The organism is Alloalcanivorax profundimaris, from assembly GCF_015265435.1.
Taxonomy (GTDB): Bacteria; Pseudomonadota; Gammaproteobacteria; order Pseudomonadales; family Alcanivoracaceae; genus Alloalcanivorax; species Alloalcanivorax profundimaris.
Map to the genome: position 1 here is coordinate 400,374 of NZ_JABJWH010000020.1, position 11,435 is coordinate 411,808.

An 11,435-nucleotide genomic window follows, 5' to 3' on the forward strand; every position below is an offset into this window, starting at 1 on the left:
GTGGACTCCCGGCAGGCGGCCATCGACGCCTTCGTCCGCCACCTGGCCAGTGAGCGGCGGCTGTCGCCGCACACCGTGAAGCACTACCGGCGCGACCTGAGCACCGCCGCCGAGGCCCTGGACCTGGACTGGGCGGCGGTCACCGTCCACGACGTGCGCGCCCTGGTGGCGCGCCTGCACCGGCGCGGCCTGGGCGGGCGCAGCCTGCAGCGGCTGCTGTCCTCGCTGCGCACCTTCTACACCTGGTTGATCCGCGAACGCCGGGCCACCGACAACCCGGCCCTGGACGTGCGCGCCCCGCAAAGCGGCCGCCGCCTGCCCAAGGCCCTGGACGCGGACCAGGCCCGCGCCCTGCTCGACCACCCGGACGGCGACGGCCCCCTGGCGCGCCGCGACCAGGCCATGCTGGAGTTGCTCTATGGCTGCGGCCTGCGGCTGGCGGAGCTGCTGGGGCTGGATCTGGACAGTGTTTCCACCGGTTCCGCGGAGCTGGTGGTCACCGGCAAGGGCAACAAGACCCGGGTTCTGCCGGTGGGCAAGCCGGCCCTGAACGCCCTGCGCGCCTGGTTGCGCGCCCGGGCCACCCTGGTCCACGACCCGGAGGAGCGCGCCCTGTTCGTCAGCCAGCGCGGCCGCCGGCTGTCACCGTCCGGCGTCCAGCAGCGGCTGCGCCGGGCCGCCCGGGCGCGCGGCCTGGAAGACCATCTGCACCCGCACAAGCTGCGTCATTCCTTCGCCACCCACGTGCTGGAGAATTCCGGGGACCTGCGCGCCGTCCAGGAACTGCTCGGCCACGCCAACCTGAGCACCACCCAGGTTTACACCCACCTGGACTTCCAGCACCTGGCGCGGGTCTACGACGGCGCCCACCCGCGGGCACAACGCAAGAACGAGCAAGAGGATTCCTGACATGGCGCTGCGACTGATCACCTTCGACCTGGACAACACCCTGTGGCCGGTGGACGAAGTGATCCGTCGGGCCGAGCGCGCCACCAGCGACTGGATCGCCGAGCGCCATCCGGACGCCGCCGCGGCGCTCACCGCCGAACGCATCCGCGCGGTGCGCGACCGCCTGGTGCGCGAGCACCCGGATTACCTGAACAACCTGACCCGGCTGCGCCGGGACGCCATGGCCGAAACCTTCCTGGAAGCCGGCTTCGCCGACCGGGAAGCCCGCCACATCGCCGCCGACGCCTTCCAGATCTTCCACGAGGCGCGCAACCGGGTGACCTTCTTCCCCGGCGCCCTGGAGGTGCTGGAAACCCTGGCGGACAGCTACGCCCTGGGGGCGCTCAGCAATGGCAATTCGGACCTGAAGCGGGTGGGCATCGACGACCTGTTCGTGTTCCACCATTCGGCGGAAAGCGTGGGCCGGCGCAAGCCGGAACCGGACATGTTCCACGCCGCCCTGCGCAGCGCCGGGGTGCCGGCGGAGCAGGCCCTGCACGTGGGCGACCACCCGGTGGAGGACGTGGACGCCGCCCGCCGCCACGGTTTCCAGGCGGTGTGGGCGAACCTGATCGACCTGGACTGGCCGGCGGACCTGGACCGGCCGGACCATCACATTCATCATTTGCGAGAGCTCACCGACTTGCTGCCGCTGCTGGACAACTGATCGCCATGACCGATACCCGCCTCACCCTGAACGGCCTGCTCGACGACCTGCAGGCGGAAATGGAAAGCCTGAACCTTTGGGAGGGCCGCCCGCCGGAACCGGAGGCGTTCGAGAGCGCCACGCCGTTTTTCGCCGACACCATGGATTTCACCCAGTGGCTGCAGTGGGTGTTCATCGCCCGCTTCCGGGCGATCCTGGCCGACGACCACCCGCTGCCGGCACAGTGCGACGTGGCGCCGCTGGCCGAGGAAACCCTGCGCGACCTGCCGGAGGAAACCGACAAGCTGGTGGCCCTGCTCCGCGAGTTCGACGGCCACTTCTAACCCAACCCACCAACGAGGCTCACCCCGAAGCGGAGCGGCGTGGCCCCCTTTCCGGGACCCTGTCAAACAGGATGTTTGACCGGGAGCCCCATGGACGGGTTCACGGCGTTCCCGGAAAGGGGGCCACGCCGCTTCGCGCCCCTGCTGGAGAGCCACGCCTACGCCATCCGGCGGCCGGGCGCCCCCTCCTGAATCAGGCTGTCGCCAAGCAGCTCCAGCCAGGCGCTCTCGTCCTCGCCGCCGGACAGGGTCCACAGCCAGCGCCCCTGGGCATCCAGCCCTTCCAGCGCGGTGACCACGCGGCCGGCACCGGGCCGGCGCAGCCGCCAGACGCTGGCCACCCGCCCCATGTCCAGGGACACCAGCACGCCGTTGTGGGCCAGATGGCAATGCCCCTTCTGCCAGCGCGGCGCCGACCAGGGCGCGGTCAGGCACAGCTTCACGCCGCTGTTGCCGGTGCACACCGTGTAGCCATACTCCCGGCGACTGGCCAGGGCCAGCAGGGACGGCACGGTCTCCGCCCGCACCGGGCAGGCGAACTTGTCGCGCACCGCCTGGTAGAGCACCTGACGGCGGTCGCCCACCCGCGCCAGCAACTCACCGAAGCCCTCGTCGTCGCCGTGGGACCACTGCCGCTCCAGCTCCGCCACCGACGGCACCGCCGTGGGCAGGGTGGGCAGGCGCGGCGGCGGCGCGCCCAGCTGGCGCTGGTCCGGGTGCAGCATGGCGCACACCAGCTCCTCGAACGCCAGGCCGCCGGTTTCCGGCGCCACCGCCATTTGCTGCACCGGCTCGCCGAAGCGGTCGAAGAACAGCAGGCTGCGCGCCGGCAGATCCGCCACCGGCGCCAGCACCGCCATCACCGACCGCCACAGCGGCAGGTTGAGGTGCTGATTGAGGCGGCACTGGCTGCCCCGGGATTCCAGGTCCTCTTCGCCGCTGAGCAGCGCCGGGTAACGCATGGACTGGGATACCCGGCCGCCGTCGGCGAAGGTGGTGACCACCAGGGCGCCCAGGCGGTAAAGCCCCTTGAGGATGGCGAGCGGCTCGTCCTGGAGGCGCAGCACCCGATCACCGAGCGCGGCGCGGCAATGATGGAAAGTGGTGGACGCCTGGGTCTTGGGCGTCAGGGTTGTCACCGTCACGGCGGGCCTCCTTGCGAAATCAGGGAGTGGGCAGCTGGCGACGGCTGGCTTTCCACAGTCAGGGAGAACTCGAAATTATTTGGTCAGGATCAGCCGGTCGTTGGCGGTGCGGCGCAGCAGGTAACGCTCGCCACCGTGCTCGATCCACAGCTTGCCGTCCTGGTTGAGCAGCGCCCGGCTGGCCACGCTGCTGTCGTCGGCGATGGCGATGCGGCGACCGGCGGCGCGGCGGCTGGCCAGGGCGGGATTGTGCGCGCGGGTCAGGGTGCCTTGGGACATGACATTTCTCCTTAAATGTATTTGAGAATCATTATCATTAGTTAAATCCATACCGTCAACGCCCTTGTGACCCTCCCGGCAAACAATTTTTAACAGCATCACAGCCAAAAGGTGGCCTGGATCCGATGGCCGGGCCTGGAGGTCCACCGGTAACCGCCCTAGACTGAAACCATGAATACAGCCATCGCTTCCAAAGCCATTGAAACGCCGCAGGAAAAACTGGCGGCCATTCTCGACAGCCATCAGCCGAGGAGCCTGCTGACCATCAGCCTCAATCCGGTGCCCGTGGCCGAGCACTGGGCCCGGGATCACGACTGCGAGCTCACCCGTATCCAGGAGTTGAACCCGTTCGACGATCTGGAACGCATCAGCCGGGTGGACATGGCGGTGGTCGCCGACCAGCTCGAGTACATGACCCGGCGCGACGGCGAGGCCCTGCTGGGGCTGCTGCGCAACCTGCACACCGATTCCATGGTCGCCGTGTACCAGCCGCTGCTGGCGCCGGAAAAGCTGCGCTGGCCGCACAACGGCTTCCTCGCCCTGGGCTGCCGGGAGGAAGGCCACTTCGCCCAGGAAGGCCGCGAGCTGGACATCTACAGCTACGACCTGGACAGCTACAACTTCCGACGTTCCTGGAACAATCCGCGTTTCTGGGCCAACCCGGAAAACTGGGGCAAGTACTGGTGGTAACCGGGCGGGCCGGCGCCGCGGCGCGGCGCTGGTCAAGCCCGGGCGGCTAACGTATGGTGACGGCGGTTCGCGCAAGGTACCCGCCATGATCCAGCAACGTCTCAAGGAATCACTCTATTTCTGGCGCCGCCATCTGGCCGCCCTGTTTCTGGTCAGCGCCCCGTTCACGCTGCTCGGCGAAGCCCTGCAGTGGACCATCGGGCCGGTGATCGTCAACGGCGCCGACGGCAAGGTGGTGGGGTTCAATGCCCTGAGCATGTCGCTGCTGCTGCTGATCCGGCCCCTGGCCGAGGGCGCGCTGATCGTGCAGATGGCGAGCATTCAGCAGGGCCGGCCCCGGGGGCTGACCGCCTGCGTGCTGCCGGCCCTGGCGCGCTTCCCCTTCCTGCTGGCCACCTATTTCATGATGGCCCTGGCGGTGTCCGTGGGCTGGATGCTGCTGTTCTTCCCGGCGCTGTGGATTTACGCGCGGCTGTGCTTCGCGCCCTTCCGGCTGATGCTCCGTGACGAGGGGCCGCTGCAGTCCCTGCAGTCGGCCTTCGAGCGCTCTTCCTCCTGCCAGTGGCCGCTGCTGCTGACCCTGGTGTTGTCCGGCTTGCTGGTGTTCGCGCTGGCGGCGGTGGTCAACAGCGTGGTGATCGGGTTGCTCGGCGAGAACCCGGGCACCTTGCTGGTGACCGGGCTGATCACCGGTTTGCTGGCCACCCTGGTGAACGTGGTGGCGTTCCGGTTCTGGATGCTGGCGGACGCCCCGCCGGCGCCGCCGGCCCAGGACTGAGCCGGCGTTCGGCGATCGCGGCCAAAGCCGCTCCTACAGCGCCGGCACGGTCTTGAGCCGGGGGCGCCGGGTTTCGGGCAGCCCGTCCAGGCGCCGCTGGAAAGACGGCGCCGTGATCAAGGCCCTCCGCGACAGCACCAGCACATCCATCTCCCTGGCCAGCAGCACCTCCTGATCCGCGTCTTCCAGCGTCTCCGAAGCCACCAAGAACCAATGCTGGCCTTCATGCTCAAGGGCGTGGGCGGTTGTCGCGCCCAACGGTACCGCGTGCAGGCGCGTGTCCAGGGGCAGGCCCAGCTCCGGCAGCCAGTGCCAGGGGTCCGGCCGCGCCGGCCGGGTCCGGGTGTGCCGCCAGGCGCGGAAGCCCTCGTCGCTGCCCAGGGCGGCGGCGGCGCGGCGCAGCCGTTCCCGGGTAAGGTCGGCGATGGTGGGCCAGCGCGGGTCGCCGGTGGGTTCCGGCAGTTGCACCAGCAGGCAGCGGCGCCGGCCGCCGTCCTCGCGATTCTGGGCCAGCACCGCCTGGCCGGTGGCGCCGCTGCCGGCGAAGAAATCCAGCACCAGATCGTCCGGTCCGGTGGCCAGCCGCAGCAGAAAACGCAGCAGCGTGGTGGGCTTGGGGTAGGCGAACGGCACCTCGCCGTCGAACAAAGCCTGCAGCTCCCGGGTGCCGGACGTGGCGGTGCCGAAGGTAACGCCGTCCAGCCAGGTGGCGGCCACTTCGCCGAAGGCGCGCTTCTCCTCCAGAAAGACCTTCAGCTGCGGGCGCGCCCGGCCGCCCCGGCCGAACACGATGCGCCCGTCCGCGCGCAGCGCTTCGAAGCGCTCCGGGCCGGTACGCCAGCAGCGCCCCGGCGGCGGCCAGAAATCCTCGCCGGTATTGGGATTGCGGATCGCATAGGTGAGCCGGGGGCGCAGGTTGGGGGCGTCGAAGGGATCCGCCTTCCAGGGCCCGCGCGGGTCGTTGTCCGGGTTGCGGTAGCGGGCGCCACGGATGCGTTCCGGGTAGGCGGCGAAGCCGGGCTCGCGGTGCCATTGGGTCTGGTTGCCCGGCTTGAGCCGGCGGTGCCGGGTGCGACGCCGGCGCGCGTAGGCGAGCACATACTCGTGCTGCACGCACAGGTCGGTGTCATTCTGGCGCGAGGTGCGCGACTGCCAGGGAAACATGGCCACGAAGTTGCGCGACCCGAACAGCTCGTCGAGCACCAGGCGCAGCACATGGACCTCGTGGTCGTCGATGCTGACGAACAGCACGCCGTCCTCGCGGAGCAGTTCCCGGGCCAGGGCCAGGCGCGGGTACATCATGCTCAGCCAGCGGGCGTGGTAGCGGCCGTCCGGGTGGCCCCTGGCGGCGTCGCGGAAATTGTCCGGATACAGAAACTCGCCGCCGGTGTTGTAGGGCGGATCGATGTAAATCATCTTCACCCGCCCGCCATAGGCGCCGCGCAGCCGCCGCAGCACCGCCAGGTTGTCCCCCTCGATCACCGCGTGGGGCGCGTCGTCGAAGCCCTGGGAGTGCGCCGGCAGCGCGCGCAACACGCCGCGCGCCGGTGCCCGGGCCTCGGCGCGGGCCGCCGCCTTGCCCGGCCAGGTGAAGGCATAATCCTCGTCATCGTCGACGCCCGGATCCGCCAGCGCCGGCGGCTCGTTCCCCTCCCCCGGGGCCGGCCAGAATCTGTGCTCGTCCATGGGATTGTCATTTTCCATTTGCATTGCAAAAATCAAATCATAGAATTTGGCACAATAGCAATGGAAAAATCTTGCTATATCGCAGTCCGCAAGCTACAACAACCAAGCGGCAACCGAATTTCCGGTGCCGCCCGTCAACGCTCAAGGAAAGGACATAACCATGACCAAGGACCTCAACATCGGCGGCCTCCTGCGCGAACGTCGCCTTCAGCAAGGCAAGACCCTCAAACAGATCGCCTCCCGGGCCTTCACCGACCCGGGCAACCTGTCGCGCATCGAGCGCAACGAACAGCAGCTCAGCGTGCCGCGCATGCTGGCGCTCTGCGACGCCCTCGAATGGAGCCCGGAAGAATTCGTGCGCCGCCTGGAACGGCGCCGGGGGCGCACCGTGGGCGAGCCGCCGAGGGATTACAACGGCAGCCGCGGCGGCGGCCTCGACCTGACCGCCGGGGACCGGCTGCAGGTGTCGTTCACCGCCCGGCTGGCGCCCGGCAAGGAGTAGCGGCGGCGCGGCCCTTGCACCATTTCAAGGGCACGCCGGTCTTAATTGCCTATAAGCACAAAATATGATTTGCGCTGTTGCAAGTAACACATTGAGGGCGCCAGAGCGGCTACCGACACTTATCAGCATGGATATAGGTGGCATTCTCAAGGAACGGCGCCAGCGCCGGGAAGAAACCCTCGAAGAGGTGGCGTACCGGGCCGGTACGGACGCGGGCAATCTGTCGCGCATCGAACGCAACCGTCAGGATGTGTCGGTGCAGCGCCTGGGGCGTCTGTGCGCGGCCCTGGAAATGTCGCTCACCGAGCTGTTCGAGGAACTGGAGGGGCGCTCCAAGACGCCCCATTTGCGTGATCCGGCCAGCGCCTTCGACAAGGAAACCCGCGAGCTGATCGCCATCGTTTCCGCGCTGCCGCCGTCCCGGCGCCGCCTGCTGATGCGCATCGCCGAGGACATCCGCGACAGCAAGGGCTTGTCCTGAGCCGGCGCGCCGTTCAGGCGCGCTCGTAGACCACGAAGGAATAATCGTAGGGATTGGGCCCCTCGGCCTGGAAGTCGTCCCGGCCGATCTCCCGCCATTGCGCCGCGTCCACCGCCGGGAAGTAGGTGTCGCCCGGCACGTCCGCGTGCACCTCGGTAAGATAGAGCCGCTCCGCCCGGGGCAACGCCAGGGCGTAGATTTGCGCGCCGCCGATCACCACCAGCTCGTCCTGGCCGTCGATGTGGGCCACGTGCCCGGCCAGCTCCAGGGCCTCATCCAGGGTACCCACCACTTTCGCCCCTTCCGCCACGTAATCCGCCTGACGGCTGATCACGATGTTGGTGCGCCCGGGCAGCGGCCGTTTCAGGGATTCCCAGGTGTTGCGACCCATGACGATGGGTTTGCCCAGGGTCACCTGCTTGAAGTACTTGAGGTCGTTGGGCAGGTACCAGGGCAGCTTGTTGTCGCGGCCGATGACATTGTTGCTGGCCTTGGCGGCCATCATCGCCAGGCGAATGCTCATGGGGTCTCCTCGTGGCCGGTGGCGGTCACACCGCCACCGGCGCCTTGATGTGCGGGTGCGGGTCGTAGCCTTCCAGGGTGAAGTCCTCGTAGCGGAACGCGTACAGGTCCTTCACCGCCGGGTTGAGCTTCATGCGCGGCAACGGCCGGGGCGCGCGGGCCAGTTGCTTGTCCGCCTGCTCCAGGTGGTTGCTGTACAGGTGAGCATCGCCCAGGGTGTGCACGAAGTCGCCGGGCTGCAGGTCGCAGACCTGAGCGATCATCAGCGTCAGCAGGGCGTAGGAAGCGATGTTGAAGGGCACGCCCAGGAAGATGTCGCCGCTGCGCTGGTAGAGCTGGCAGCTGAGCTTGCCGTCCGCCACGTAGAACTGAAACAGGCAGTGGCACGGCGGCAGGGCCTGACGGCCTTGGGCGGCGTTTTCCCGGGGCGAGAGACGCGGGTCCGGCAGCACAGCCGGGTTCCAGGCGCTCACCACCAGGCGGCGGGAATCCGGGTTGCGGCGAATCTCCGCCAGCACCTCGTCGATCTGATCGATGACGGCGCCGTCGGCGGTGGGCCAGCAGCGCCACTGCTCGCCGTACACCGGCCCCAGATCGCCGTCCTCGGTGGCCCATTCATCCCAGATGCTGACACCGTTGTCCTTGAGGTAACCGATGTTGGTGTCACCGGACAGGAACCACAGCAGCTCGTGGATGATGGATTTCAGGTGCACCTTCTTGGTGGTCACCAGGGGGAACCCGTGGGCCAGATTGAACCGCATCTGATGGCCGAACAGAGCGCGGGTACCGGTGCCGGTGCGGTCGCCCTTGATCACGCCCTCGTAGCGGGCGGTGCGGAGCAGGTCCAGGTATTGCTTCATGCCTTTACTTCCTTGCCGGGGCCGGCCGGTCGTCGTGCCGGTAGGCCCAGAACATCATGGCGGCGCCGAGTACGATCATGGGAATGCTGAGCAGCATGCCCATGGTCAGCCAGCCGCCGGCCAGGTAACCAATGTGCGCGTCGGGCTCGCGGAAGAACTCCACGAAGGTGCGCCCCAGGCCGTAGCCCAGCCCGAACAGGCCGGTGACCGCGCCGGCCGGACGCGGGCGCGCGGAATAGAACCACAGCACCAGGAACAGCACCACGCCCTCGAGCAGGAATTCGTAGAGCTGGGAGGGGTGGCGCGGCACCGCCATGGGGTCGGCGGGGAACACCATGGCCCAGGGCACATCCGCCGGGTGGCCCCACAGCTCGCCGTTGATGAAGTTGCCCATGCGGCCGGCGCCCAGGCCGATGGGCACCACCGGCACGGCGTAGTCGGCGACGCTGAAGTAGCGCTTGCCGAACTTGCGCGCCAGCAGCCAGAACGCCAGCAGCACACCCAGAGCGCCGCCATGGAAGCTCATGCCGCCGGTCCAGATCTCGAACAGCCACAGCGGGTCGTTCAGGAACTTGCCGAAATTGTAGAACAGCACATAGCCCACCCGGCCACCCAGGATCACGCCCAGGGCCACGTAGAACACCAGGTCGCTGACCTGCTCCCGGGTCCAGCCGCTGCCGGGCCGGTCGGCGCGGTAACGCAGCAGCCACCAGCCGCCCACGAACCCCACCAGGTACATCAGACCGTACCAGTGGATCTGCAGGGGGCCGATGGCCACCGCCACCGGATCGATACGGGGAAACTCCATGCCTTTACTCCGTCAGGGCCGCCGGCGGCCACTCACAATAGCAGCTCCAGACCGATGGCGATCAGGAACAGCGCGAAGATGCGTCGCAACAGGGCCGAGGGCAGGCGGTGGCTGAGCCGCGCGCCCACCTTGGCCATCGGAAAACTGGTCACCACGATGGCCAGGGCCGCGGGCAGGTACACATAGCCCAGACTCCAGGCCGGCAGCTCCGGCCGGCCCCAGCCGGTGATCACGAAGCCCAGGCTGCCGGCCAGGGCGATGGGCAGCCCGCAGGCGGCGGAGATCGCCACCGCGTTCTGCATCGGCAGGCGGCACCAGGACAGAAACGGCACCGTCAGCGAGCCGCCCCCGATGCCGAACAAACTGGAGATGCCGCCGATCACGCCACCGGCGGCGGCCAGACCGCCGGTACCGGGCAACCGCTCCGGCTGATCGCCGTCGGCCTGGGCCGCGCCAGGCCGGCGCAGCAGCATCTGCAGCGCGATGACGATGGCGAAGAAGCCGAACAGCCGGGTCAGCGCCACCCCGGACAGGCGGTCGGCGATCACCGCGCCGATCAGCGCCCCCACCACGATGCCGCCGGCCAGCCGCCCGGCCACCGGCCAGCGCACATAGCCGGCCTTATGGTGAGCGCGCACGGAACTGAGCGCGGTGACGATAATGGTGGCCAGGGAGGTGCCCACCGCCATCTGCGCCACGATCGCCTCGTCGAAGCCGCGACCGTGGAACAGGTAAATCAGCGGCGGCACGATCACCACGCCGCCGCCCAGCCCCAGGGCGCCGCCCATCAGGCCGGCGGCCACCCCGATCAGGGCGCAGATCAGCACTAGCGTCATGGATGTCCCCTGCCGGAAATGGCGGTTATGCTAGCAGGCCGTTTTGATCCTGTCCTATCCGGCGAAGTCTCCTTATGTGCATCGTGCTGTTCGAGTGGCGCCCCGGCGCCGACACGCCCCTCACCGTGGCCGCCAACCGGGATGAATTCCACGCCCGCCCCACGGAGCCGGCGCGCTGGCGCGGCCAGGTCTTCCACGGCCTGGACCGCCGCGCCGGGGGCACCTGGCTGGGCATCCACCGGGCCGGGCGTTTCGCGGTGATCACCAATTTCCGGGAGCCGGTGGCGGAGCGCGGCGACGGCGAGCTGTCCCGGGGCCTGCTGCCCAGCGCCTTTTTGCAGGGCGACGCCACCCCGGAGGTCTTCTGCCGGGAACTGGCCACCCAGCAGCACCGCTACGCCGGCTTCAACCTGCTGGTGGGCGACCGCGACCGGCTCTGGTACCTGAGTAACCGGGGCGCCCCGCCCCGGGCGGTGGCGCCGGGCGTGCACGGGCTGTCCAATGGCCTGCTGGACGATCCCTGGCCCAAGGTGGAGCGCGGCAAGGCGCGGCTGACGGCGGCCCTCGCCGAAGGCGCCGGCCTGGACGCCCTGCTCCAGGTGGTCAACGATCGCCACCAGCCGCCGGATTCGGTGCTGCCAGACACCGGCGTGAACCTGGCCCTGGAACGCCTGGTGGCGCCGGTGTTCATTCAATCCCCGGAGTACGGCACCCGCGCCAGCTCGGCGGTGAAGCTGCACGCCCACGGCGAGCCGGAAATGGCGGAACAAAGCTGGCGCCCGGACGGCGAGCCCGACGGCCCGCCCCGTTACAGCGCCGATTCTCCGTAGATACCCTGTTCGCGGTCAAGCGTTTTGCAGGCCAGCGGTTTGAAAAAGGCGGGCCGAATCGAACGGGGTATCGGTCTTCA

15 protein-coding genes are annotated in these 11,435 nt (G+C 68.7%); 8 read left to right on the plus strand and 7 right to left on the minus strand.

All coding sequences use genetic code 11. The features are described from left to right. From xerC to HMJ39_RS12275, 3 genes are read left to right on the plus strand one after another with little or no spacing between them, the layout of a single operon-like run. Positions 1-909, plus strand: coding sequence for a tyrosine recombinase XerC (gene xerC, locus HMJ39_RS12265; RefSeq protein WP_194297529.1), 909 nt, complete (start codon positions 1-3; stop codon positions 907-909). A gap of 1 nt (position 910) precedes the next feature. Then, positions 911-1,615: an HAD family hydrolase gene (locus tag HMJ39_RS12270; protein ID WP_161384636.1), complete on the plus strand. Its 705-nt coding sequence runs from the start codon at positions 911-913 to the stop codon at positions 1,613-1,615. A 5-nt stretch (positions 1,616-1,620) separates the two neighbouring features. Beyond that, positions 1,621-1,938, plus strand: a complete 318-nt coding sequence (locus HMJ39_RS12275) for a YqcC family protein (protein WP_161384637.1) — start codon at positions 1,621-1,623, stop codon at positions 1,936-1,938. Between the two features lie 158 nt (positions 1,939-2,096). On the opposite strand, the gene HMJ39_RS12280 is transcribed toward HMJ39_RS12275, so the two are convergent. Beyond that, positions 2,097-3,083 carry a ChuX/HutX family heme-like substrate-binding protein gene (locus HMJ39_RS12280; RefSeq protein WP_323370897.1) on the minus strand — a complete coding sequence of 329 codons (987 nt, stop codon included), beginning with the start codon at positions 3,081-3,083 and terminating at the stop codon, positions 2,097-2,099. A gap of 75 nt (positions 3,084-3,158) precedes the next feature. Continuing rightward, positions 3,159-3,362 (minus strand): hemin uptake protein HemP, encoded by a 204-nt coding sequence (locus HMJ39_RS12285; protein WP_161384638.1) that lies wholly within the window; start codon positions 3,360-3,362, stop codon positions 3,159-3,161. A 171-nt stretch (positions 3,363-3,533) separates the two neighbouring features. Between HMJ39_RS12285 and HMJ39_RS12290 the strand changes: the two genes are divergently transcribed. After that, a complete protein-coding gene (locus HMJ39_RS12290) occupies positions 3,534-4,052 on the plus strand; it encodes a DUF6231 family protein (RefSeq protein ID WP_194297530.1) in 519 nt (172 codons plus the stop codon). Between the two features lie 85 nt (positions 4,053-4,137). Then, the gene (locus HMJ39_RS12295; protein WP_161384640.1) at positions 4,138-4,830 is read left to right on the plus strand and encodes a hypothetical protein; all 693 of its coding nucleotides are present in this window, start codon (positions 4,138-4,140) and stop codon (positions 4,828-4,830) included. Between the two features lie 33 nt (positions 4,831-4,863). Here the strand turns inward: HMJ39_RS12295 and HMJ39_RS12300 are convergent, their stop codons facing one another. Then, a complete protein-coding gene (locus HMJ39_RS12300) occupies positions 4,864-6,516 on the minus strand; it encodes a site-specific DNA-methyltransferase (RefSeq protein ID WP_194297531.1) in 1,653 nt (550 codons plus the stop codon). Positions 6,517-6,676: 160 nt separating this feature from the next. Here HMJ39_RS12300 and HMJ39_RS12305 point away from each other — a divergent pair, with 160 nt between their 5' ends. Together HMJ39_RS12305 and HMJ39_RS12310 are read left to right on the plus strand one after the other, a co-directional pair. Then, positions 6,677-7,018, plus strand: coding sequence for a helix-turn-helix domain-containing protein (locus HMJ39_RS12305; RefSeq protein ID WP_194297532.1), 342 nt, complete (start codon positions 6,677-6,679; stop codon positions 7,016-7,018). Positions 7,019-7,145: 127 nt separating this feature from the next. Then, positions 7,146-7,499, plus strand: coding sequence for a helix-turn-helix domain-containing protein (locus HMJ39_RS12310; RefSeq protein WP_161384643.1), 354 nt, complete (start codon positions 7,146-7,148; stop codon positions 7,497-7,499). Between the two features lie 13 nt (positions 7,500-7,512). Here the strand turns inward: HMJ39_RS12310 and HMJ39_RS12315 are convergent, their stop codons facing one another. The 4 genes from HMJ39_RS12315 to HMJ39_RS12330 are packed head-to-tail and all read right to left on the minus strand — an operon-like array spanning position 7,513 to position 10,525. Next, a complete protein-coding gene (locus HMJ39_RS12315; protein ID WP_161384644.1) occupies positions 7,513-8,022 on the minus strand; it encodes a dihydrofolate reductase in 510 nt (169 codons plus the stop codon). Between the two features lie 25 nt (positions 8,023-8,047). Beyond that, on the minus strand, positions 8,048-8,881 hold the full coding sequence (locus HMJ39_RS12320) for a thymidylate synthase (RefSeq protein WP_161384645.1): 834 nt from the start codon (positions 8,879-8,881) through the stop codon (positions 8,048-8,050). Between the two features lie 4 nt (positions 8,882-8,885). Further along, positions 8,886-9,689 (minus strand): prolipoprotein diacylglyceryl transferase, encoded by an 804-nt coding sequence (lgt, locus tag HMJ39_RS12325; RefSeq protein ID WP_161384646.1) that lies wholly within the window; start codon positions 9,687-9,689, stop codon positions 8,886-8,888. Between the two features lie 32 nt (positions 9,690-9,721). Next, a complete protein-coding gene (locus tag HMJ39_RS12330; protein WP_161384647.1) occupies positions 9,722-10,525 on the minus strand; it encodes a sulfite exporter TauE/SafE family protein in 804 nt (267 codons plus the stop codon). Between the two features lie 74 nt (positions 10,526-10,599). On the opposite strand from HMJ39_RS12330, the gene HMJ39_RS12335 reads away from it, so the two are divergent. Further along, entirely contained in the window at positions 10,600-11,355 is a 756-nt protein-coding gene (locus tag HMJ39_RS12335) for an NRDE family protein (protein ID WP_194297533.1), read from the plus strand. Positions 11,356-11,435 lie beyond the last annotated feature (80 nt).

What these genes read in the sequence shown, in the direction of transcription:
- HMJ39_RS12335 (WP_194297533.1), top strand. Translation starts at nt 10,600, where the DNA reads ATGTGCATCGTGCTGTTCGAGTGGCGCCCCGGCGCCGACACGCCCCTC.
- HMJ39_RS12290 (WP_194297530.1), top strand. Translation starts at nt 3,534, where the DNA reads ATGAATACAGCCATCGCTTCCAAAGCCATTGAAACGCCGCAGGAAAAA.
- HMJ39_RS12295 (WP_161384640.1), top strand. Translation starts at nt 4,138, where the DNA reads ATGATCCAGCAACGTCTCAAGGAATCACTCTATTTCTGGCGCCGCCAT.
- HMJ39_RS12275 (WP_161384637.1), top strand. Translation starts at nt 1,621, where the DNA reads ATGACCGATACCCGCCTCACCCTGAACGGCCTGCTCGACGACCTGCAG.
- HMJ39_RS12330 (WP_161384647.1), bottom strand. Translation starts at nt 10,525, where the DNA reads ATGACGCTAGTGCTGATCTGCGCCCTGATCGGGGTGGCCGCCGGCCTG.
- HMJ39_RS12310 (WP_161384643.1), top strand. Translation starts at nt 7,146, where the DNA reads ATGGATATAGGTGGCATTCTCAAGGAACGGCGCCAGCGCCGGGAAGAA.
- HMJ39_RS12305 (WP_194297532.1), top strand. Translation starts at nt 6,677, where the DNA reads ATGACCAAGGACCTCAACATCGGCGGCCTCCTGCGCGAACGTCGCCTT.
- lgt (WP_161384646.1), bottom strand. Translation starts at nt 9,689, where the DNA reads ATGGAGTTTCCCCGTATCGATCCGGTGGCGGTGGCCATCGGCCCCCTG.
- HMJ39_RS12270 (WP_161384636.1), top strand. Translation starts at nt 911, where the DNA reads ATGGCGCTGCGACTGATCACCTTCGACCTGGACAACACCCTGTGGCCG.
- HMJ39_RS12300 (WP_194297531.1), bottom strand. Translation starts at nt 6,516, where the DNA reads ATGGACGAGCACAGATTCTGGCCGGCCCCGGGGGAGGGGAACGAGCCG.
- HMJ39_RS12320 (WP_161384645.1), bottom strand. Translation starts at nt 8,881, where the DNA reads ATGAAGCAATACCTGGACCTGCTCCGCACCGCCCGCTACGAGGGCGTG.
- HMJ39_RS12285 (WP_161384638.1), bottom strand. Translation starts at nt 3,362, where the DNA reads ATGTCCCAAGGCACCCTGACCCGCGCGCACAATCCCGCCCTGGCCAGC.
- HMJ39_RS12315 (WP_161384644.1), bottom strand. Translation starts at nt 8,022, where the DNA reads ATGAGCATTCGCCTGGCGATGATGGCCGCCAAGGCCAGCAACAATGTC.